Source organism: Kiloniella sp., assembly GCF_048259265.1.
In the GTDB taxonomy this organism is placed as follows: Bacteria; Pseudomonadota; Alphaproteobacteria; order Kiloniellales; family Kiloniellaceae; genus Kiloniella.
In genome coordinates this window covers 253,934-276,288 of sequence record NZ_JBLXHT010000005.1, presented here as the reverse complement: position 1 = coordinate 276,288, position 22,355 = coordinate 253,934, and the positions used below count along the sequence as shown (strand labels likewise).

The following is a 22,355-nucleotide window of genomic DNA, read 5'->3' as shown; positions in this document are numbered from 1 at the left end:
TAATAAAGGTTCAATAACCAACCATTCTGCGTCGCTTAAATCAAATCGTGCCATCTAAAACTCCCTAAGTTGGGAGTTATGAATCACAAAAAGTCAGGCACAGCAAGATATGGAATTGGGTTCACACCCTAGACAAGTTTATCGTTCACCAAGCGAGAAACCTGAGAAAGTAATAAATTAAAGCTAGACTGAAACTTCGATGTTTTGGAGGTTGTCTGGCCATTCTTCATCATAAGTAAAGCCCTCTAACGCGGTTATATAGCCATTCTCTATATACGCAATATACCCGGAAGGGATTGAATTATTTAATACTGCATCCAGGGTACTAATTAAGTAATTATCGCCATCGTTGCCAACTTTTAGTTCTTCAGTCCTATCGAATTCAGTCATAAAAGAGGTTCCATTAAAGATACGATCAATAACGTGTACATTATCAAATAATCCTGTTTTATTCTCGTAATTTGGAACGTTCATTTTTACGCAAAACTTTAAAACAGCTGCTTCGATCTCACTTATTTTTTCTATATTTTTCATAGGATAAGTTTTTGAAATTATTGAAAATACTGCCAAGCATTTCGATTATACAAGGACAATAGCCTCTAATTTTACTGATAAATACTTATTTTATCTTTTGGCTTGTTGAAAAAATGCAGGTGAAATATCCACCTGCATTTTGTAACGTCACTGACTAAGAAAGATCACCAATTTTGGCTTATGCTTAGTCTTTTTCTTTGCCTTCAGGCTCTTTGTTCTCTGGCCAGATAACAGCTTGTCCACAGATTACATCTTCGCCGTTGAAGGTCAGAGATGGAGACCCATAGAGCTGGTATCCATCTTCCAAAGCCTGAGAGATGCGTTTACAAAACTTATCGTCGTCCTTACCCGTGATAAAACGATACCCTAATTTCATCGTCTTTCCTTTGTTCTTGCCTTTGTTCTGGGCAATTAGAGAATAAATTTCGACAGATCAGTATCTTTGGCGAGGCCAGATACCTGTTCTGTTACATCATCAGCTGTGATTGTGACGCTTTCACCGCTTCTGTCTGTCGCTGTAAAAGAGATTTCTTCCAACAATTTTTCAAGCACGGTATGAAGACGGCGGGCACCGATATTTTCAACAGAAGTATTGATTTCAGCTGCAAGATCAGCAAGTGCATCAATCGCAGAATCTTCAAAGGAGAGCGTTAGCTCTTCGGTTCCCATCAAAGCAATATATTGCTTGATCAGGCTGTTTTCCGGCTCCATGAGGATACGCTTCATATCGTCACGGCTTAGGGCGTTCAGCTCTACGCGAATAGGCAAACGTCCCTGAAGTTCTGGCAGCATATCTGATGGTTTGGACAGATGGAATGCACCGGATGCGATGAAAAGAATGTGATCGGTTTTCACTGCGCCATGTTTGGTGCTGACGGTTGTTCCCTCGATCAAAGGCAGAAGATCGCGCTGAACCCCTTCCCGGCTGACATCGCCACCGGATCGTTCTGAACGGATGGTGATTTTGTCGATCTCGTCCAGGAATACGATGCCGTTCTGCTCAACATTGCGGATGGCGTCTTGGACAAGGCTTTCTTCATCCAGCAGCTTGTCGCTTTCTTCTGTCATCAGAAGCTCATAAGATTCTTCGACTTTCAGACGGCGCTTTTTAGTTTTTTGACCAAAGCCTTTGCCAAAGATATCACCCAGATTGAGCATACCCATGCTTGCGCCCGGCATACCGGGAATATCCATGGTTGGCATCTGCATGCCACCGTGGTCGGTCACTTCAACTTCGATCTCTTTGTCGTTCAGCTGCCCCTCGCGGAGCATTTTCCGGAATTTTTGTCGGGTTTCTTCGCTTGACCCATCGCCAACCAAGGCATCAAGAACGCGGTTTTCTGCATTCTGTTCCGCTTTTGCCCGAACAGATTTACGTTGGCTTTCTTTTGTTAACAGAATGGACGCATCAACAAGATCACGAATGATCTGTTCAACATCGCGGCCCACATAACCAACCTCGGTGAACTTGGTTGCTTCTACTTTCAGGAAAGGGGCATTGGCAAGTTTTGCTAAACGGCGGGCGATTTCGGTTTTACCAACCCCGGTCGGGCCGATCATAAGGATGTTTTTTGGTAAGACTTCTTCGCGCATCTCGTCGCTAAGCTGTTGACGTCTCCAGCGGTTACGCAGGGCAATGGCAACAGCACGCTTGGCCTCATTCTGGCCAACGATGTAGCGATCTAGCTCTGAGACGATTTCACGCGGGCTAAAGGCGCTGGTGTGTTGAGTGTTATTTTCGGTCATTATTTGGCGTCCATACTTTCGACGATCAAATTGGAATTTGTGAAAACGCAGATATCAGCGGCAATACCAAGAGATTTTCTGGCAATCTCTTCAGCTTCCAAGCCGTCGATATCTATGAGGGCTTTTGCCGCTGACAAAGCAAAAGATCCACCAGATCCTATACCCATCAATCCGTCTTCTGGTTCCAGAACATCGCCGTTACCCGTCAAAATCAAGGACGTTGTGGCATCAGCAACAACCATCATTGCCTCAAGTCTGCGTAGATAGCGATCGGTCCGCCAATCCTTTGCCATTTCTACACAAGCACGTGTGAGTTGGCTTGGATAGCTTTCCAGCTTAGCTTCCAGACGTTCAAAAAGAGTGAAAGCATCGGCAGTCGCCCCGGCAAAACCAGCGATAACATCGCCTTTGCCCAGTCGACGTACTTTACGTGCATTTGCTTTGATAACGGTGTTGCCCAGGCTCACTTGGCCATCGCCGGCTATAACAACCTTGTTACCTTTGCGGACAGACAAGATCGTCGTGCCGCGCCATTTAATTGGATCGTGTTCAGACATTGTTTTGAAATGGTCCATTCACTGCTTCACGTCAAGGGATGATCATACGAGAAAAGTATGTTTGTACTGCGAAAAGGTGAAATTATGCACTTTTTCAGCAACCTGTTTTCGTAATCGTCTTCTAGTCATAGGTAATACAAGCTAAGGCAGGGGATGACAACCACACCAGCGGGTCATTTATTTGATCTATTAAAGAATGTTTTTAGTCAAAAAGAGACCTCTGATGTTTTAATCTGCGTGATGGATTAAATCTCTCTGGCATCGGGGGGACTGACCTGTTACAAAAGCCGCGGCTTTACTAGAGAAAAAGCCGTTTAGTCGTCTATACAATTTTGGACAATTTACGGATAGACTTTTGGGTCAATGCATCCGATCAGTCATTGGGAAGGATACCCCCGTGCGGCAAGCAAGTATCGAGCGTAACACCAACGAAACGCAAATTACGACAACCATTAATCTGGATGGTTCCGGTAAATATGATGTGGAAACAGGTGTTGGATTTCTTGATCATATGATCGAGCAGCTTTCTCGACATTCCTTGATGGATATAACGCTACGCGCCAAGGGTGACTTGCACATTGATTTTCACCACACCGCTGAAGATGTCGGCATTGCATTGGGACAGGTCTTTAAGCAGGCTTTGGGTGATCGCAAAGGCATTCGTCGCTATGGCTCATGTCTTTTACCCATGGATGAAGCTTTGAGCAGGGTCGCACTGGACCTGTCCAATCGTCCTTATTTGGTCTGGAATGTGACGTTTGATCGCGATAAAATTGGCGATATGGATACTGAACTGTTCCGAGAATGGTTTCAGGCTTTTGCTTTTAACGCGGGAATGACATTGCACGTGGATCAGATTCACGGCTTTAACAATCACCATATTGTCGAATCCTGCTTCAAAGCTTTAGCGCGATCCATTCGTGAAGCGATCGAGATTGATCCCCGCAAGGCAGATGAAGTTCCTTCGACCAAAGGCGTGCTCTGATCAATCTGAACTGATAGCAAACTTTTCAACGTAAACGTAATGAGGCATTGAAAATGACGCTCGCGATCATTGACTATGGATCTGGAAATTTACGCTCGGCCGCAAAGGCTTTTGAGCGTGCTGCTACCGAAACTGGACTAGGGACCTCTGTTGTTGTGACAGGCGATCCGGAACAGGTACGAAAAGCAGATCGTATTGTACTACCTGGTGTTGGGGCCTTTGCTGATTGTTGGCGCGGGCTGAACGCTGCTGAAGGTATGGTTGATGTTCTTCAGGAACAAGTAATTCAAGGTGGTAAACCCTTCATGGGGGTTTGTGTTGGTATGCAGCTTATGGCGTCGGTTGGTCGCGAATACAAAGACTGCGAAGGTTTGGGCTGGATCCCGGGTGAAGTTGTCAAAATGGATCCGGCAGACCAAAGCTTGAAAATCCCGCACATGGGATGGAATGAATTATGTGTTCTGCAAAAGAACCCTGTTTTGAACGGGCTTGAAGATGGGACGCATATTTACTTTGTCCATAGCTATCACTATATCCCTGAAAACCGGGATCATATCCTTGCCGAAGTTGAGTATGGTCACAAAGTTGTTGCTGTTATCGGACGCGATAATTTGATTGGTACTCAATTTCACCCTGAAAAATCTCAAGCTGCTGGTTTGAGTCTATTTGCCAATTTCCTGAAGTGGAAACCATGAACGCAACGCCTACTATGCCAGATCGTGCTCCTACAGTTGGGGTGAACGAACTAATAGAATTTCGCGGACCGGATCTCTATGATCTTTGCGACGCGACCGAAGCTGCTATTGAAGATGGTGGTGGCTTTGGATGGTTGCGGGTTCCCGAACGCGATACACTGGAAAATCATTGGCGCGGCGCGCTGTTGATACCGGGACGACAAATTTTTGTAGCGCGGCTTGATGACACTATCTGTGGGTCAGCCCAACTGCATTGCCAGCCCAGAAACAATGAAGCACAGGCGCATTCAGGTCAGTTGTCTTCCTTCTTTTTGGCACCTTGGGCACGTGGTCACGGATTGGCTGCCCAGATGGTCAAGGCGGTCGAGCTTGCAGCGAAAGAACGCCAATTAAGTGTTCTCAACCTCGATGTACGTGAAACACAGAAACAGGCTATTAGGGTCTATGAGCAACTGGGTTTTACACGTTGGGGGACGCAACATAGCTACGCCAAGGTAGATGACCAGTGGGTTGCCGGACACTATTACAGCAAGCTTTTGAATAATTCCTGAGGATAAAGAACCATGATCGTATTTCCGGCAATTGATCTGAAGGATGGGGAAGCCGTTCGTCTATTGAAAGGTGAAATGAACACAGCAACTGTTTTTAATTCTAATCCTGCAGCACAGGCAAAAGAGTTTGAAGATGCTGGATTTGAATTTCTTCATATGGTTGATCTGAACGGTGCCTTTGAAGGGCGTCCGGTGAACCGTGCTGCCGTGGAAAAAATCGTAAAAACGGTTTCCATGCCCACTCAACTTGGTGGCGGAATTCGCGATATCAAAACCATCGAACAGTGGCTAGATGCTGGGGTTACACGTGTTATTCTCGGTACTGTGGCTGTTAAAAACCCAGAACTGGTTATGGAAGCCTGTAAAAAATTTCCGGGTAAAATCGTTGTCGGGATTGATGCACGTGGTGGCATGGTTGCGACCGAGGGCTGGGCTGAAACCAGTGATCTAAAAGCAACAGATCTGGCCCGTAAGTTTGAAGACGCTGGTGTTAGCGCCATTGTCTATACCGACATTGATCGTGATGGTTTGCTTCAAGGCTGTAATGTCGAATCAACTGCCAACTTGGCGCGGGCAATCTCTATTCCTGTGATTGCATCTGGTGGCGTTGCTTCGGTTGAGGATATCAAACAGTTAAAACTGGTTGAAGATGCGGGGATTGAAGGGGTGATTTGCGGCCGATCTATTTATGATGGCCGCATTGATGCGAAAGAAGCACTTTCTATTGCTTCTGGTGTTATTGAAGCGAAATAGTGTGGTTTGAAGACATAACCAAACTGTCATTTGTAATCGGCAGTAAACCGCTTGATATTACAGTTGATATACGGGGTGAAAACCTCAGAAGTTCCGGAGTGTTAAATGCTTAAGGCAAGAATAATTCCCTGTCTTGATGTGAAAGACGGACGCGTTGTAAAGGGCGTGAATTTTGTTGGATTGCGCGATGCTGGTGATCCGGTTGAACAGGCACGCCTTTATGACAAAGCCGGCGCTGATGAGCTTTGTTTTCTGGATATTACCGCAAGTCATGAAAAGCGGGACATTATGCTGGATGTGGTTTCGCAAACGGCTGAAGAGTGCTTTATGCCCTTGACCGTTGGCGGTGGCATTCGAACACTCGAAGACATCAGAAGTCTGTTACTTGCAGGGGCAGATAAGGTTTCCATTAACACAACCGCTGTTACCAATCCTGAATTTGTCAAAGAAGCCAGTGAAAAGTTTGGCTCTCAGTGCATTGTTGTTGCAATTGATGCAAAGCAGGTTGCGCCGGGTAAGTATGAAATTTTCACGCATGGCGGACGCGAGGAAACAGGTCTGGATGCGGTTGAATGGGCGCAAAAGATGGAACGGTATGGTGCCGGCGAGTTGCTTCTCACCTCTATGGACCGTGACGGTACCAAGCAGGGATACAATTTACCGTTAACCCGGGCGATTGCTGATGCTGTGCGTATCCCTGTGATTGCTTCTGGTGGCGTTGGAAATCTCGATCATTTGGTTGATGGGGTCAAAGAAGGTCATGCAACTGCGGTTCTCGCGGCATCGATTTTCCACTTTGGTACCTATAGTATCGCAGAAGCAAAAGAACATATGGCACAGGCAGGTGTCCCTGTTAGAGCTGTCTAGACAAATATTGGATCAGACAAATGGCGAAAAAGAAACTCTCGGCAGATATTCTAGATGAACTCCACCACGTTATAGTCAGTCGTAAAGATGATAATCCGGATGAATCACATACGGCACGCCTGTTTTCAAAGGGCGTGAACAAAATTGCCCAGAAGGTTGGTGAAGAAGCTGTTGAAACCGTTATTGAAGCCGTGGGTGGGTCAAAAGAAGAGCTTGCGGCTGAATCAGCTGATTTGCTTTACCATCTTTTAGTTCTTTGGGAAGCGAGAGGCGTAAAACCATGCGATGTCTGGGAAGCACTGGAAGGCCGTAAGGGTATTTCCGGTATTGCCGAGAAAGCGTCTCGTATAAAATACTGATCTTATGGTGTAGCTGGATCTACAGGTAATCTTGACGGATCATTTAGGCTGCTGTTTTATATAGTGCTCGGACTTAAAAGGAATAATAACAATGGCCTATGATCAAAATAATATCTTTGCAAAAATTCTTAGAGGTGAAATTCCTTGTGAGAAAGTTTTTGAAAATGAACATGTTTTCGCTTTCAATGATATTTCCCGTAAGGCCCCAGTTCATATTTTAATCATCCCAAAAGGGCCTTATGTTTCATCTGCTGATTTTTATGAAAAAGCATCGGCTGATGAAATCGTTGCATTGAACAGAGCTATTGGCGAGATTGCGAAAGAAAAGGGCATTGTTGAATCCGGTTATCGGCTTATTTCAAACCACGCAGTTCACGCGCATCAGGAAGTGCCACATTATCATGTACATTTGCTTGGTGGTGCTGATCTTGGAGGATGCTTTAATTAACTTTCCATCTTTATCCCTAGGATAGAAGTTTAATTTTAAATGGAGGCATGATTGCCTCTGTTTTTGTATGTCGTGTACAATTATAATATCATACTGTCATATCAGCCGGGAAATGAAGGATAATATTTGTTCCTGTGCCTTTGACGCTAGTCAGCTTCAGGTTCCCACCATTGATAACTGTTAGTGATCTTGAAAGTGGCAGTCCCAACCCTGTTCCTTCATATTTCCGTTCTAAGCTGTGGTCAACCTGGGTAAAGGGGCGCAACGCCAGCTTAATTTCAGCTTCACTCATGCCAATACCAGTGTCATCAATATCGATTTTAAAGCCATTTTTTTCTGAATAGCTGGCACTGATAGTGACGACACCTTGGTCATTGGTAAATTTAAGCGCGTTAGATATCAGGTTGAGTAAAATCTGTTTCAAGCTTCTTTCGTCGATAATAATAAGGGGAATATCTTTGGGGATATTTGTTTGTAGTGAAATACCTGTGTTGATTGCTTTTCGCTGTGCGATCTGAAGGGTATGAGCAATCGTCGTCCGAAGACAGACACTCGTTTTACAGAGACTTAGTTCACCTGCTTCGATCATTGTAAGATCAAGAATATCATTGATAATTCCCAAGAGATGGCTACCGCTATTGTGAATATCGCTTACGTATTCCTGATATCGAGGGTGCCCCAGATCGCCAAATATTTTTTGTTCCATTACTTCGGAAAAGCCAATAATAGCATTGAGAGGTGTCCGTAGTTCGTGGGTCATTGCCGAAAGGAAAGCGGTTTTTGCCATACTTGCACTTTCCGCATGATCCTTGGCGATTCGTAGAGCGCGCTCGATCTTTTTTATTTCCGTCAATTCAACATCAATGCAATACATTTCATGTTCTTGATCGGAATTTAAAAGCATGACGTGACTAGAATAGACAGGTATTTGATCGCCGTTTTTATTTCTTAATCTCATTTCTCCGGAAGGTATCGGCGTATTCTTAGTGAGCCAGATCTGGTGCGCATTGATAACGTGATCTCGCATTTCATTTGGAATGATCAGGTTTTCTAATTTTTTTCCTAAGGCTTCTTCTTCTGTATATCCATAAAGATTGGTACTGGCCCCATTCCAATATATAACTTGTCTGTTCTTATCGTATCCTTGAACTGCGATGTTTTGTACCTGGTCAAAAATAGCTCTGAATCTGGCTTCAGGTAATAAGCAGGTTTCAGTTGAATCGTCTTGTTTATCCGCAGGTTCTACATAACCTTCAAAAGCAATTATTGATCCACTTTTATCTCGTATCGTGACGCAGTGTTCTTTTACCCACTGGGTTGTGCCGTTGACTTGGAATATCTGATAGGCGATTTGGTTTAGCTGATCTTTTTGTTGAAGCTGATTATAAAGGTTCTTACGTAGGTCTGGATCAGTATAGAGCTGGCAATTTGGTGACCGTGTGTATTCATAAAACTCTTCAACTGAATCAAAACCAAAGAGCCGCGCATAAGCGGGATTTACTGTGGAAAAACATCCGTCACAGTCTGTACGGTACATGCCATAAGGACAATTATTTACGAGGCTTTGGCATGAACCAGTATCATTTGCATCTTCTGAGTTGAGTGACTTGATTTCATTTATTGCTAACATTGCGAGTCCTGTTGAAATTATGTGGGACAAACGCACAAGTAGTTATTAATTATAAGCATAAGTTGAGTGTGATTTTAGTAAAATTTTAGAGAAATTTTATTTATATTGTGAATCAGTAAGTTATGGATCATGGTTATTTTTATGAAAATTTGAAAGTTATAATTTTTACAAACTTAAAGTTGAAATTTAGTTGGAAATGCATGTCGTAAAAGCGTGGATTCATGCGGAGTCTCACTTATTTTAGAGAAACTTTTCGTCCCCTTAGTAAAAAAATGGCGGTAAAAGCTATAATGTTTAGACGAAACAGAATGATTGATAAGGGTAGGGAGAAATAAAATAATGAAGGTTCATACCCTAAACATAGACGAGATTTATGTACCAGCTGATCGCCGTAAAGAACTTGACCCTGAAAAATTAAAGCTTACGGCTGACAAGATAATGGACGAGGAGGAACAGAATCCTATAAGCGTTCGTCAGGGAAAAGGTCGTTATGTATTGTTGCGAGGGGTTCATCGTCTCGAAGCTCGTAAGGCTTTGGGGGAAACGACGATTAAAGGGCACATATTGCATGCCAAGCAAAGATAGCTGTGTTTGAGCCTCTATTAAGCTTAAAGCTTTCTAGGTTTATTTTGTCCCGTGCGGTTTTCACATAACAGCTACTATTTTTTGGGCTTTCTATAACGCAGAGCTTCGGCAATGTGTTTCGTCTGAATCATATCCTGACTGTCTAGATCGGCAATGGTCCGTGAAACTTTAAGGACACGATGGTAGGCTCTGGCCGAAAGTTTGAATTTTTCTGATGCTTGCTGCATCAATTCCTTTTCCTTGGGCCCCAAGAAAGCAATTCTATCCAGAATTTCCCCTTCTGCCTCGGCGTTGCAATGGGGACGGTTTTGTTTTGGATAGACTGCGTATCGTTGTGTTTGGATATCACGCGCAGTCTGGACCCGCAGTGCAACATCGTGGCTGCCTTCTTTAGGGGGTGGCAGAGATAAATCAGATGCTCTAACAGGTGGGACGTCGAGATAGAGGTCTATGCGATCATAAAGTGGGGCTGAAATACGGGCTTGATATTGGGTGCTACACCTAGGTCCTCGGGCACAGATCTGAGTTACAGGGTCGACTTCGCCACAACGACAAGGATTCATCGCGGCAACCATCTGAACGCGTGCCGGGTAGGTAATATGGGCTTCCGCTCGGGCAATGGAGATTTTTCCCGTTTCCAAAGGCTGGCGTAACGTCTCGAGCACGTTGCGGTTAAACTCTGGAAGTTCATCGAGAAAGAGAACACCCCTGTGTGCCAATGATATCTCTCCGGGTTTTGCTTTGGGACCACCGCCTGCAATAGCAGGCGCAGAGGCCGAGTGATGAGGATCTCTGTAAGGACGTAAGCTTTCTAACGTGCCATTTTTTAACAGGCCAGCAAGGGAATGAATCATACTGACTTCTAAAATTTCTTCTGGTAACAGCGTTGGCAAAATTGATGGCAGTCGAGAAGCAAGCATTGATTTTCCAGAGCCGGGAGGACCATTGAAAAGCAAATGATGGCCACCGGCAGCTGCGATTTCAAGCACCCGTTTAGCCGTTTCTTGTCCCTTTACATCCCTTAGATCCGGAAGGTGCCGGCGGTCTGGTTCTGGGTGGGGCAGGACTGTTTTGGGTGCCGAAAGTATTTGACGCCCGTTGATGTGATTTGTGAGCGCTAATAGGCTGGAGGGAGCAATAATTTCTAATCCTTTTACCCATGCGGCTTCCACACCTTGGCTTTCAGGGCAGATTATACCCTTATCGCTTGCCAATGCCTGTAACGCAGCGGGCAAGATACCGTTTACAGCCCGTATGGTCCCATCCAGAGCCAATTCACCCAGCACAAGGTAGGTCGTTAATTCACTTGCAGGGACAATTTCCATGGCGGCAAGGATACCTAGTGCTATGGGAAGGTCGTAATGACTCCCCTCTTTCTGTAGGTCCGCCGGGGCTAAGTTTACTGTGATTCTTTTCGGCGGAAGAGCTAGCCCGATTGCGGTTAAGGCTGCGCGGACCCTCTCGCGGCTCTCGGCGACGGCTTTGTCTGGCAATCCGACAATGTGAAAGGCGGGTAACCCACTTGATAACTGGACTTGAACTTCGATGTCCCTAACTTCTATCCCCTGAAAAGAGACGGTATTGATCTGAACAGTCATCTGTTTTACCTGAATGGAACAAAAAGAGAACTTAGTGTAACATTCTTTATTGCACGTAAAAGAAGAAATTTATTTTTTGTGTATGATTTATTGTATCTATTTAGATGCTTGCGAGATCAAGAGCACGTTCAATGCTATGTTCATTGAAAACAGAAATGCCGTTGGCGCGTAACAGATCTGTGACAATACCTGTGCCATTGATTTTTGTTCCGGTAAAGGAACCATCATAAATAAAATCACTACCGCAAGAGGGGCTGCCCTCTTTGAGAATGGCAATTTTGATGTTGTGATTTTGGCACAAGGTGAGTGCTTTTTTCGCCCCGTGTGTAAAGGCATTGGTGAAATCTTCGCCTGTTTGGCTTTGTATAAGGTTAGCTATGCGTTCAGCTGGTGCTCTAGGGGTTGGCAGTCCCCCGGCAACTTCAGGGCAAAGCAAGACAATGCGTCCTTGTTTATGGAGTTGATGGAGCTTTTCTGATCCTTGGGATGCGTATCGTCCATCATATCGCACTGGTTTTCCCATCAGGCAGGCGCTTACAAGTATCTGTGGATCTGATTTTTGCGTACCGTTGCTCATGATGACTGCTTCTCAATCAGTGCACTGAATTTCCGTGAATGTTTATATGATTTATATTTTGAGAAAGTTTAACACTTGCTGATAGTATCTTTTACACAAAGCATACGTGACCATGCAAAGATCTATCAATATGGTTATGTTTTTCCTCAAAATTTGAAAAATAAAGAGGGCAAAGGCCCTCTTTATTTAAGTAGCTTATAGCGGTTGAGACTTACACCTTTTGAGCTTTATCAGCCATTTCATCATCTTCATGGTACATTTCGTTGTAATCAACAAAGATGCCGTAATGTGGATCGCCTTCTTTATCTTCTTCGACCATGCTGACAGACTTCTCAAGCAGATGACGACAATCAGGGCTTAGATGACGCAGGTGCAGCGTTTTTCCTCTGCGGGTGTAGCGTTCAGCCAAGCCGTCGATTGCTTCTAGGCCTGAATGATCCCAAACACGGGCGTTCTGGAAGTCCACGACCACATCATCAGCATCATTGGCGGGATCAAAAAGGTCTCGGAACGAGCTGATTGACCCAAAGAACAATGGGCCAGAAATCTCATAGACTGTTGTCTTGCCGTCTTCTGTGGTACCGACGCGTGCATAGATATGCTTAGCAGAGTTCCAGGCAAAGACCAGGGAAGAAACGAGCACACCGACAACAACGGCAATGGCAAGGTCACTATAAACTGTGACACCAGAAACCAAAATCAAGACAAAAGCATCTGATTTTGGAATGCGGTGGAGAATGCGGAAACTTGACCATTCAAACGTGCCGATCACTACCATAAACATCACCCCGACCAGTGCGGCAAGTGGGATAAGTTCAATAAGATCCGAAGCAAATAGAATGAAGATCAGCAAGAAGACCGCAGCCGCAACACCTGAGAGGCGCGCTTTACCACCGGATTTAATATTGATCATGGACTGGCCGATCATGGCACAGCCACCCATACCACCAAAGAATCCGGTCACAAGATTTGCAATGCCCTGCCCCATACATTCCTGTGATGTACGACCTTTGGTTTCAGTGATTTCATCAATCAAGGTCAGGGTTAGCAGCGATTCAATCAGGCCAATAGCGGCAAGGATAAGTGAATATGGAAAAATGATATAGAGAGTTTCAAGCGTGAAGGGGACGCTTGGAATATGAAACTCTGGCAAGCCACCTGCGATAGACGCCATGTTACCAACGGTTGGAATATCAAGTCCGAAACCAATAACAACCGCAGTGACCACAGCAATGGCAGCCAATGGGGCCGGGATCAGATTTGTAACCTTTGGCAAGAGAAAGCTAATTGCCATTGTTAGAGCAACAAGACCGAGCATGATATAAAGTGTTGCACCGCTCAGCCATTCACTACTGGGATCTGTCGGGTTAACTTTGAACTGGGATAGCTGGGCGAGGAAGATGACAATGGCCAACCCGTTCACAAAGCCAAGCATTACAGGGTGTGGAACCAGACGAATAAATTTCCCGAGCTTGAAGATACCAGCAAGAATTTGCAGGATACCCATCAGAACCACGGCGGCAAATAGGTATTGTACTCCATGCGAAACAACTAGGGCAACCATAACAACGGCGAGTGCCCCTGTGGCGCCAGAAATCATTCCCGGACGTCCCCCGATTAATGAGGTAATTAAGCCAACAATAAAGGCAGCATATAGGCCAACCAGTGGATCGACTTGTGCCACGAAAGCAAAGGCGACAGCCTCTGGTACAAGGGCAAGAGCAACAGTTAATCCCGAGAGAACATCAGCTTTGATATTTTTCGGGTCGCAAAAATTGTAGGCTTTCATCTGGTATCCGATCGGATCTCTTTAAGGCCATGGGGATCGCCCAATGACCGAATTAAGGGCGATCTTTACCTCTTGGAAAAAGTCGCCATGTTTCTATGCTGGCGCGCTTCTAACAAATTTATTTACTTTAGAAAATATCTAATCTGCGCCTTGTCTGTTCTGTGGGGTATGTGTTGAACACATATCGAAGGCAAGGATAGCTGATCAAACAGGTAAATTAGGCCCCTACTTTATTCTTCTTCGACAAAGACATGGTCTGCATCCCAAGCACCGGGCCAAACTTCTGCTGTTCCGTTTCGCAACCTGCGAATTTCTGCAAAGGGTACATCTTTAGCAACGATCAAAGGTCCCTGCCCAACAGTTGTATCTGCGGGTGAAATTTCGGTAGCAACCCCAATATGCCCGAGGCTTTCTTCACAGGGAATGTAGACAGCAGCGGCAGAGGTTTGGTTTTGCCTTCTTTTACCCAGAAAACGTGTTGCACCGATTGGACCTACAGCGGCGATTGCGGCCTGTAATTCGATGGCCCTGGCTTTTGCACAGCCAAAAACGCGATTATAGCCCGCAAGTTTTGATGTCATCGACGGTACAAGGATCAAATCAATATCGTGATCGGCTATCAGAGAGGATAAAGCCGGCATTTCCACATCCAAACAAATCAGGATGGCGATCCGCAGCCCCTGCCAGTTAAAAACCTTTACTTTGCTCCCCGGTGTCAAACACCATGCTTGGGGATCTTGTTCACTTGGGGTTAGGCACAGCTTATCCTGTGTGATATATCGCCCATCGGGCAAGAACAGATGGGCTCTGTTGTAATACCCACTGTTATCATTGACGGGTGAGTCAGAGACTTCGTCTTTGGTATCGATTGCAACGGGAAAGGTTCCTGCTAATAGCCCCATTTCATGCGTTTTCGCTAAGCTTTTCAACTGATCAATAGCATCTGCTGCCTGCGTTGCCATCCAGGGAATTTCTTCGTCAGATGCAATACCAGCGGGGGCAAAGGACATCCATTGCTCTGAAACATATTCAGGCATGAGCAACAGGTTGGCCTCTTGCTCTTTAGCCTGTTCCATCCGATGGCTGGTAATCTCTATCCAGTCTGCAAGAGACTTTAGGGGTGTTTCCAGATTTATAGCCCAGAGTGCAATATTTAGCGGGGATAGAGTCACACGTATTCTCCTGTAATGTTGTTCTTATGATATAGAAAACATTTCCAAAAGAAATCCTTACACCTTGATAAGATATTTGGCAAAGCGGTAATTTTAGCCTTACAGATATCAGTATTACTAAGTGGCAATATTTATTAAACTCTTTGCTGGCTGATCTAATTCCTTTCTTTCTTTAGCAGACTCTTTGAGTATAGTTGCGGCTGGATTAATATCTAGAATAATCAATAAGGTTTAACCAGTAATGTCAGAATTGGGTAAAACACTTGTGGTAACTGGCGGTGGGCTAGGTGACACTCTGTTCCATATGCCGTTTATTCGTTCTATCCAAGAAAAATCCGAAGGAAAGTCGATTGTTCTCGCGTGCAAAAAAGGGCGGGAAATCAGTGAACTTTTCTCAGAAATTGACATGGTTAGTCAGGTTTTACCTATCGCCAAGGATCAGGACGTTTCTGGCAAGGCTGACTTAGGCAGGTTACGTCGTTTAACGAAAGTGGCAAAGATTGATACGGCATTTGTGTTTCATAAATCGACTGGTATTTCATTCGCGATTATGATGGCGGGTGTCAAAAACCGTTATGGGTATTACTTCAAAGGCTCCTGGAACCGTTTTTTCCTTAACAAGGGGACGTTGACGCCGAAACAGGTCCCCTTACCAGCTTTCATGCATCATGCTGCGATGGTCATGGATGATGTGGGTATTTCCTATGATTATAGTGATGTCAGGTTTCGGCAACCGGAACATGTTGTTAAGTCTGCGTTCGAGGAAATTGGACTGCCAGAAAAACCAAAAATGATTGCGTTGGGTATTAATGCCAGCGCAGCCTATAAGCAATGGGGTGTCAAAGGATATTCGGAAATAGCTGAACGTCTTTTGGAAAATTATCCCGGTCAAATTCTGTTGTTTGGCGCTGGTGATGTTGCCCCGATTGCCCAAGGTATCTTAGATAATACCTCTAGCCCTGATCGATTTATTGACCTGACAACCCGCAAAGTGTTGCTACATCACAGTCATGCCTTGCTTCAATCTTGTGATTTCTACGTAGGCAACGATAGCTTTGGTCTTAACTTGGCTGCGATGTCGAGCATGCCTGCGGTGGGGATTTTTATTAAAAGCTATTACTTCGCGTACTCTGACTGGATTAAACCCGTTATCTCGCCCAGTGATGATATTTCCGAGGTTACGTCAGAGCAGGCATGGAGTGAGATTGAAAAGCTTTTATAAACAATCTTTTTTAGTAGTGAATCATAAATAGCCAATAACCCACGTCCTAAACATTAGGGGACGGATTATTGGCTATTTCTATAATAAAGCAGCTTAATTAAGCTGCTTTGGCGCGATCCAGAGCGTAACCCGCTGAACGTACCGTACGAATTAGATCCTGTTCAGTCCCTTCGTTCAGGACTTTGCGGAGGCGTCTGATATGAACATCTACTGTGCGGGGTTCAACGTACACATCGTGGCCCCAAACTGAATCAAGTAACTGTTCGCGGCTAAAGACACGCCCAGGGTTTTGCATCAAGTGGCGGAGCAACTTGAATTCGGTTGGACCCAAATGAACTTCGCGGTCGCCGCGATAAACTTTATAGGCAGCCAAATCCATGTTGATGTCTTCGAAGGTAAGTGCCTCGGTTACGGTTTCCGGCTTGCTTCGACGCATGATGGCGCGAATACGCGCAACCAGTTCAGCAGGTGAAAACGGTTTCGTCATGTAATCATCGGCACCTGAATCTAGACCTCTTATTTTGTCTGTTTCTTCACCGCGTGCTGTTAGCATGATGATTGGCACATCTTTGGTTTCTGGCAGACGACGGAGCTGGCGACAAACTTCAATGCCTGATAGAAGCGGGAGCATCCAATCCAGAAGAATTAGATCCGGGGCTTCTTCTTTTGCACGAAGGAGGGCTTCTTCGCCATCATGTGCTTCATTGACGCGAAATCCTTCTTTTTCAAGGTTATAGCGTAATAACGTTGTCAGTGCGATTTCGTCTTCAATGACTAATGCCAAGGGTTTCATGGAAAGGTCCTTTTTTTCCATTATATTAAATTTCTACTTCGCCTTCCCCGTCATCGGGGGTAAGGATTTGAAAAGCGGTGCGATCCCCTTTGGGGCGTTTACCTTCTAAACGTTCGCCGGTCGATAAATAGTAAATAGTTTCAGCAATATTTGTTGCATGGTCGCCCATGCGTTCGATGTTTTTGGCGATAAAGAGCATGTGTGTACAGGCGCCGATATTCCGTGGATCTTCCATCATGTAAGTCAGAAGTTCGCGGAACAAAGAAGTGTACATTTCATCAACTTCTTCATCCCGGTGCCACACATCTATCGCGCGGTCCTTATCGCTGTTGGAAAAGGCGTCAAGGGTATCTTTGACGATTTCCTGGACCAACCGGGACATCCGCATAATGCTGGTAACGGATTTTTGTGGCGGCATTTGGTTGATTGCAATACTGCGCTTGGCAATGTTCTTTGCATAATCGCCAATACGTTCAAGATCAGACGAAATTTTAAAAGCAGCAATGACGGCCCGAAGATCGTTAGCAACGGGTTGACGCAAGGCAATCAACTGAATGACAGCGGCTTCCAATTCTTCTTCCAGCGCATCGATTTTTGCGTCTTCTTTACGGACGAGTTCAGCTTTTGCACTGTCGCGTTGAACAAGTGCATCGACGGCTTCGGACAGTTGATTTTCTGCCATGCCACCCATGCGAATTATAATTTCATGAATGGTACGAAGTTCTTTGTCAAATGAGCTGACGATGTGGTCTTTGGTTTCTGGCATATCCATCTTCCTTACCCGAATCTTCCCGTAATGTAACCTTGGGTACGATCATCTTGTGGGCTGGTAAAGAGACGATCTGTTTCTCCGACTTCAACCAATTCTCCAAGATGGAAGAAGGCTGTTCGTTGAGACACACGGGCGGCTTGTTGCATAGAGTGCGTTACAATCACGATTGTAAAGCGTTCTCTAAGCTCATCAATGAGTTCTTCAATTTTTGCAGTTGCAATCGGATCAAGAGCAGAGCATGGCTCATCCATCAGGATTACTTCTGGATTAATTGCAATAGCACGCGCAATACAAAGGCGTTGCTGCTGTCCGCCGGAAAGGCCTGTGCCTGGTTTGTCCAAACGATCTTTGACTTCATCCCACAAACCAGCGCGACGGAGGCTTTTCTCTACGCGTTCATCCAGTTCGTCTTTGGTGCTTACAGTTCCGTGCAAGCGAGGACCATAGGCGATATTGTCAAAGATGGATTTTGGAAAGGGGTTTGGTTTTTGGAAAACCATCCCGACACGTGCCCGGAGAAGTACGGGGTCGAGACCGGAATTGTAAAGATCGACACCGTCTAGACTTATGCGCCCTTCAACGGTGCAATTTTCGATTACATCGTTCATGCGATTGAGGCAGCGTAAAAAAGTTGATTTGCCACAACCGGATGGACCGATCAGGGATGTGACCTCGTTGGCACCAATATCCAGCTGTATGGATTTTAGTGCCTGACTGGGGCCGTAGAAAACATTTACATCTCTTGCCATGATTTTTGGCTCGGAGGTAGCGGTTTCAGATTGGGTTGTATAATTTTGCATATCCATAGCGTAGGACATTCCTATTATTCCTTGCTTACCAACGACGCTCAAAGCGTTTGCGCAAAATAACTGCGATTGCGTTCATGACGATGAGAAAGGCCAGCAGTATCATAATTGCTGCTGATGTTTTTTCGACAAATCCACGTTCTGGACTATCTGCCCAAAGATAAATTTGTACGGGAAGGACAGTGGCCGCATCACTCATTGATCCTGGGATATCTGCGATAAAGGCAACCATACCGATCATCAAAAGTGGGGCGGTTTCACCAAGGGCCTGTGCCATACCCAGAATGGTTCCGGTCAAGATCCCTGGCATTGCGAGGGGGAGCACATGGTGGAAAACAGTTTGCATTCTTGAGGCGCCAATGCCCAAGGCGGCTTCACGAATGGATGGTGGTACAGCCTTAAGTGCGGCACGTGATGCAATAATAATGGTTGGCAAGGTCATCAGGGCGAGAACCATACCGCCAACTATCGGGGCAGATCTTGGTAATCCCATAAAGTTCAAGAAGATAGCGAGGCCTAAAAGTCCAAAGACGATGGAAGGGACTGCGGCAAGATTGTTGATATTTACCTCGATAAGATCTGTCCACTTGTTTGTCGGAGCAAACTCTTCCAGATAAATGGCGGTTAGAACACCTACAGGGAAGCAAAGTGCCAGCGTAATTGCCAAGGTATATAGCGAGCCAATTACAGCCCCGAGAATACCGGCTTCTTCTGGTTCTCTTGAATCTCCATTGGTAAAGAAGTCGACGTTGAACTTTTTCACAATGCGATCGTCGGCAGACAGTGTATCAAGCCAAGCCAGTTCGCGGTCTTTGACTTTGCGATTACTTTCCGGGACATCACGCGGAATGTAGCCCTTATAGAAGCTGTCCACATCATCAGATGATTTAACGGCAATAGTTGCCATTGTCCCAACCAATTTTGGATTGTTCAATACGGCATCGCGTACATCAAACTCAGCGGCTGAGCCGACAATTCCATATAGGGCACGCTTGGCTTTACGCCCCTCAACGCCCGGAAATTGTTCTCTCAAGGCACTACGCAACAACCCTTTGTAACTGGCAGCCGCGAGGTCTTCGACCCGTTGGGTCCCTTTTGGATCAATTGTTTCAGCATCAAGGCGTATGTCCACTAGAATGTAGGTTTGCTGAAAAGCTGTATAACCTTTGGAAACAATAGATGTCAGCAGAAGGCAAAGCACAAGCACAGCCGTCAGGACTGCAGCCAGCCCATAAAACCGAAAGCGTTTTTCAGCTGCATTTCGCCGTTTGAGCAGAGTTGGATTTACTTTGAGATGTGGCGTGTTATCAGTCATATTTTTCACGATATTTACGGACCACTTTAAGGGCCACAACGTTCATAGTAAGGGTGACAACAAAGAGCAGTAATCCCAGCGCAAAGGCAGCGAGTGTCTTTGCAGAATCAAATTCCTGATCACCAACGAGAAGAGTAACAATCTGAACCGTAACGGTGGTAACTGCTTCCAAGGGGTTGGCTGTTAAGTTTGCGGCGAGACCTGCTGCCATGACGACAATCATTGTTTCGCCGATTGCTCGGCTCATCGCAAGAAGTATGGCACCTACAATACCAGGAAGAGCCGCGGGAATAATCACTTTGGTAATGGTTTCGGATCTCGTCGCACCCATGGCATAAGATGCGTCTCTGAGTGATTGCGGAACAGAATTCATCACATCATCTGAAAGGGATGAGATAAAGGGAATGATCATGATGCCCATAACCATGCCAGCCGCCAAAGCTGATTCTGATGAAACGCTTAGTCCTAGAAGGGTACCGCTTTCCCGAAAGAAAGGAGCAACAGTCAGAGCTGCAAAAAAACCATAAACAACCGTTGGAATACCTGCCAATACTTCGAGAACTGGTTTCGCAAATGCACGGAATTTCTTTCCGGCATATTCAGACATATAGATGGCAGATAAAAGACCGACAGGAATGGCCACAGTCATACAGATAAATGTGATCAGCATAGTCCCGGCAAAAAGTGGGATTGCCCCGAAAGAACCTGAACCACCAACCTGATCACTTCGTAGAGCTGTTTGTGGGCTCCAGTGCGTGCCGAAAAGGAAATCAAAGAAAGGCACTTTGTCAAAAAATCTTAGTGTTTCGAAGATCAGGGAGAAGACGATGCCGACTGTTGTTAGGATAGCAATAAGGGACGAGACCATCATGATAATTGAGATAACTTTCTCAACTTGATTTCGTGCTCTCAGCTCCGAGTTAATTTTTTTGAGACTTGTGAATAAAGCAAGTAAAGAAAATGCGATAGCAACAACAGCCATGGCAAAATAGCTGAGTTGTCTAAAGAGTGAATAATTATCTGCTGCGGATAAAAGGGCAGCGTCTGGTTCGCGGCTCAAAATGCCACCAGAGGCCAGATTGACAACATCATTAATGTAAAGCGTTAGTTGATCTGGTGTTATAGAGCTATTGCTCTCTTTTAACTGTGAGGCAACAAGCATTTCTGCAATTTGCGGCTCAAAAATCATCCAGCCAGCCATAATAAGAAGGCTTGGCAGGCCACACCACAAGGCGGTGTATAGGCCGTAGTAGGGTAGTCTAGAATGCAGAGGCTGATCTGAATGACCAGATAACGCGACTGCCCGCCCCTTTCCCAGGATAAAACCCAGTACTGTGAGGAAAAGCAAAGCGAAAAAGAGAGCCAACTGTTCCATTTGATTATATACCCGTAAGGGAACCCACTTTTATTTTAAACTGAGCTTACCAGAAGCTGGCGACTTGATGTCAAGTCACCAGCTTTCCAGATTAGTCTTATAAGCTTACATGCTCAAAGATTGAAGGCCACGGGCAGAGTTTTTAACTTGCTCGCGATCAGCCGCAGGAAGCGGGATCAGACCTTTGTCAGCAAGATAACCTTCGTCACCCCATGCATCTTCGTTTGTGAAAGCGTTAACAAACTCTTGGATACCAGGTACAGAACCTACGTGCTCTTTTTTCACGTAGAAGTACAAAGAACGAGACACGCTGTAGTCACCAGCAGCGATGTTCTCGAATGTTGGCTCTGCGCCTTCAACGATTGATCCCTGGATTTTATCAGCATTCTGGTCAAGGAAGCTAAAGCCAAAGATACCAACAGCCTGTGGATTGGCTTCAAGCTTTTGAATGATCAAGTTGTCATTTTCACCAGCTTCAACATAGGCACCGTCTTCACGAATAGTGTGAGCGATTGCTTTGAAAGCTTTCTTGTCGCTTTTACGAAGGGCTTTCAGGTTTTCGAATTTCTTTGCGCCGCCTTCCATAGCCAACTCGACAAAAGCATCACGTGTACCGGATGTTGGTGGCGGGCCTAGAACTTCAATCTTGCTGTTTGGCAGGCTTGAGTCGATGTCGCTCCATTTCTGATATGGATTGTCAACCAACTTACCGTCAACAGGAACCTGCTTAGCAAGAGCCATGAAGATCTGTTTTTTAGTAAGAGTCAGACGGTCACTCTGTTTAGAGTTTGCAAGTACGATACCGTCAAAACCGATTTTTACTTCTGTGATGGAAACACCATTTTTGGTGCACTTTTCATATTCAGAAGCTTTGATACGGCGAGAAGCGTTTGTGATATCCGGGTGTTCAACGCCAACACCTGCACAGAAAAGCTTCATGCCACCACCAGAACCGGTGCTTTCAACAACAGGCGTTTTGAAACCGGTTGTTTTACCGAATGTTTCAGCAACTGTTGTTGAGAATGGGAAAACTGTAGAAGAACCGACGATGCGGATCTGGTCGCGTGCTTGAGCAGCGCCAGCTACTGCCATCATCATTCCAGCGAGTGCTGTCGCAGTGAGAACTTTTTTAATCACGTTCATGTCTCCGCTATATAGCGTTAATAAATCTCAAGGTACGCATTATCCCGGTTTTCCGAGATCCCCTCTGCGTGAACTGTTTTTAC

24 protein-coding genes are annotated in these 22,355 nt (G+C 45.4%); 9 read left to right on the top strand and 15 right to left on the bottom strand.

Annotation, left to right across the window (positions count from 1 at the left end; translation table 11 throughout):
* Positions 1-183: 183 nt before the first annotated feature.
* From ACN0QW_RS10870 to hslV, 4 genes are all read right to left on the bottom strand, one after another.
* Positions 184-534 carry a hypothetical protein gene (locus tag ACN0QW_RS10870; protein ID WP_417431381.1) on the bottom strand — a complete coding sequence of 117 codons (351 nt, stop codon included), beginning with the start codon at positions 532-534 and terminating at the stop codon, positions 184-186.
* Positions 535-718: 184 nt separating this feature from the next.
* Positions 719-910, bottom strand: a complete 192-nt coding sequence (locus tag ACN0QW_RS10865; RefSeq protein ID WP_417431379.1) for a DUF1737 domain-containing protein — start codon at positions 908-910, stop codon at positions 719-721.
* Between the two features lie 35 nt (positions 911-945).
* Positions 946-2,280, bottom strand: coding sequence for an ATP-dependent protease ATPase subunit HslU (hslU, locus tag ACN0QW_RS10860; RefSeq protein ID WP_417431377.1), 1,335 nt, complete (start codon positions 2,278-2,280; stop codon positions 946-948).
* Positions 2,280-2,855, bottom strand: coding sequence for an ATP-dependent protease subunit HslV (gene hslV / locus ACN0QW_RS10855; RefSeq protein WP_417431375.1), 576 nt, complete (start codon positions 2,853-2,855; stop codon positions 2,280-2,282). Before hslV ends, hslU begins: the two co-directional genes overlap by 1 nt.
* A 379-nt stretch (positions 2,856-3,234) precedes the next feature.
* Here hslV and hisB point away from each other — a divergent pair, with 379 nt between their 5' ends.
* The 7 genes from hisB to ACN0QW_RS10820 all read left to right on the top strand — a co-directional run bounded on the left by hisB (position 3,235) and on the right by ACN0QW_RS10820 (position 7,495).
* On the top strand, positions 3,235-3,822 hold the full coding sequence (gene hisB, locus ACN0QW_RS10850; protein ID WP_417431373.1) for an imidazoleglycerol-phosphate dehydratase HisB: 588 nt from the start codon (positions 3,235-3,237) through the stop codon (positions 3,820-3,822).
* Positions 3,823-3,875: 53 nt separating this feature from the next.
* Positions 3,876-4,517, top strand: a complete 642-nt coding sequence (hisH, locus tag ACN0QW_RS10845) for an imidazole glycerol phosphate synthase subunit HisH (protein WP_417431371.1) — start codon at positions 3,876-3,878, stop codon at positions 4,515-4,517.
* A complete protein-coding gene (locus tag ACN0QW_RS10840; protein ID WP_417431369.1) occupies positions 4,514-5,068 on the top strand; it encodes a GNAT family N-acetyltransferase in 555 nt (184 codons plus the stop codon). The genes hisH and ACN0QW_RS10840 overlap by 4 nt, the downstream gene beginning before the upstream one ends.
* A gap of 12 nt (positions 5,069-5,080) precedes the next feature.
* Entirely contained in the window at positions 5,081-5,821 is a 741-nt protein-coding gene (gene hisA, locus ACN0QW_RS10835; RefSeq protein ID WP_417431367.1) for a 1-(5-phosphoribosyl)-5-[(5-phosphoribosylamino)methylideneamino]imidazole-4-carboxamide isomerase, read from the top strand.
* Positions 5,822-5,926: 105 nt separating this feature from the next.
* Positions 5,927-6,688, top strand: coding sequence for an imidazole glycerol phosphate synthase subunit HisF (gene hisF / locus ACN0QW_RS10830; protein ID WP_299377750.1), 762 nt, complete (start codon positions 5,927-5,929; stop codon positions 6,686-6,688).
* A gap of 20 nt (positions 6,689-6,708) precedes the next feature.
* The gene (locus ACN0QW_RS10825; protein WP_417431365.1) at positions 6,709-7,047 is read left to right on the top strand and encodes a phosphoribosyl-ATP diphosphatase; all 339 of its coding nucleotides are present in this window, start codon (positions 6,709-6,711) and stop codon (positions 7,045-7,047) included.
* 91 nt (positions 7,048-7,138) lie between these two features.
* The gene (locus tag ACN0QW_RS10820; protein ID WP_417431363.1) at positions 7,139-7,495 is read left to right on the top strand and encodes an HIT domain-containing protein; all 357 of its coding nucleotides are present in this window, start codon (positions 7,139-7,141) and stop codon (positions 7,493-7,495) included.
* 88 nt (positions 7,496-7,583) lie between these two features.
* Here the strand turns inward: ACN0QW_RS10820 and ACN0QW_RS10815 are convergent, their stop codons facing one another.
* Positions 7,584-9,125, bottom strand: a complete 1,542-nt coding sequence (locus ACN0QW_RS10815) for a PAS domain-containing sensor histidine kinase (protein ID WP_417431361.1) — start codon at positions 9,123-9,125, stop codon at positions 7,584-7,586.
* Between the two features lie 339 nt (positions 9,126-9,464).
* On the opposite strand from ACN0QW_RS10815, the gene ACN0QW_RS10810 reads away from it, so the two are divergent.
* Entirely contained in the window at positions 9,465-9,710 is a 246-nt protein-coding gene (locus ACN0QW_RS10810; RefSeq protein ID WP_299377758.1) for a ParB N-terminal domain-containing protein, read from the top strand.
* Between the two features lie 74 nt (positions 9,711-9,784).
* Here the strand turns inward: ACN0QW_RS10810 and ACN0QW_RS10805 are convergent, their stop codons facing one another.
* From ACN0QW_RS10805 to ACN0QW_RS10790, 4 genes are all read right to left on the bottom strand, one after another.
* Positions 9,785-11,308, bottom strand: a complete 1,524-nt coding sequence (locus tag ACN0QW_RS10805; RefSeq protein WP_417431358.1) for a YifB family Mg chelatase-like AAA ATPase — start codon at positions 11,306-11,308, stop codon at positions 9,785-9,787.
* A 100-nt stretch (positions 11,309-11,408) separates the two neighbouring features.
* Positions 11,409-11,885 (bottom strand): DUF523 domain-containing protein, encoded by a 477-nt coding sequence (locus ACN0QW_RS10800; protein ID WP_417431356.1) that lies wholly within the window; start codon positions 11,883-11,885, stop codon positions 11,409-11,411.
* A 211-nt stretch (positions 11,886-12,096) separates the two neighbouring features.
* A complete protein-coding gene (locus ACN0QW_RS10795; RefSeq protein ID WP_417431354.1) occupies positions 12,097-13,674 on the bottom strand; it encodes a SulP family inorganic anion transporter in 1,578 nt (525 codons plus the stop codon).
* Between the two features lie 230 nt (positions 13,675-13,904).
* The gene (locus tag ACN0QW_RS10790) at positions 13,905-14,846 is read right to left on the bottom strand and encodes a nitrilase-related carbon-nitrogen hydrolase (RefSeq protein ID WP_417431352.1); all 942 of its coding nucleotides are present in this window, start codon (positions 14,844-14,846) and stop codon (positions 13,905-13,907) included.
* A 241-nt stretch (positions 14,847-15,087) separates the two neighbouring features.
* Here ACN0QW_RS10790 and ACN0QW_RS10785 point away from each other — a divergent pair, with 241 nt between their 5' ends.
* On the top strand, positions 15,088-16,068 hold the full coding sequence (locus ACN0QW_RS10785; RefSeq protein WP_417431350.1) for a glycosyltransferase family 9 protein: 981 nt from the start codon (positions 15,088-15,090) through the stop codon (positions 16,066-16,068).
* A gap of 97 nt (positions 16,069-16,165) precedes the next feature.
* Here ACN0QW_RS10785 and phoB read toward each other — a convergent pair whose 3' ends face one another.
* The 6 genes from phoB to ACN0QW_RS10755 all read right to left on the bottom strand — a co-directional run bounded on the left by phoB (position 16,166) and on the right by ACN0QW_RS10755 (position 22,272).
* Positions 16,166-16,882 carry a phosphate regulon transcriptional regulator PhoB gene (phoB, locus tag ACN0QW_RS10780; protein WP_082130429.1) on the bottom strand — a complete coding sequence of 239 codons (717 nt, stop codon included), beginning with the start codon at positions 16,880-16,882 and terminating at the stop codon, positions 16,166-16,168.
* Positions 16,883-16,886: 4 nt separating this feature from the next.
* On the bottom strand, positions 16,887-17,627 hold the full coding sequence (gene phoU, locus ACN0QW_RS10775; protein WP_417431348.1) for a phosphate signaling complex protein PhoU: 741 nt from the start codon (positions 17,625-17,627) through the stop codon (positions 16,887-16,889).
* An 11-nt stretch (positions 17,628-17,638) separates the two neighbouring features.
* Positions 17,639-18,439: a phosphate ABC transporter ATP-binding protein PstB gene (pstB, locus tag ACN0QW_RS10770; RefSeq protein ID WP_299377790.1), complete on the bottom strand. Its 801-nt coding sequence runs from the start codon at positions 18,437-18,439 to the stop codon at positions 17,639-17,641.
* Positions 18,440-18,467: 28 nt separating this feature from the next.
* On the bottom strand, positions 18,468-19,754 hold the full coding sequence (gene pstA / locus ACN0QW_RS10765) for a phosphate ABC transporter permease PstA (protein ID WP_417431346.1): 1,287 nt from the start codon (positions 19,752-19,754) through the stop codon (positions 18,468-18,470).
* A complete protein-coding gene (gene pstC, locus ACN0QW_RS10760; RefSeq protein ID WP_417431344.1) occupies positions 19,747-21,129 on the bottom strand; it encodes a phosphate ABC transporter permease subunit PstC in 1,383 nt (460 codons plus the stop codon). Before pstC ends, pstA begins: the two co-directional genes overlap by 8 nt.
* 105 nt (positions 21,130-21,234) lie before the next feature.
* Positions 21,235-22,272, bottom strand: a complete 1,038-nt coding sequence (locus ACN0QW_RS10755; protein ID WP_417431342.1) for a PstS family phosphate ABC transporter substrate-binding protein — start codon at positions 22,270-22,272, stop codon at positions 21,235-21,237.
* Between the last annotated feature and the right edge of the window lie 83 nt (positions 22,273-22,355).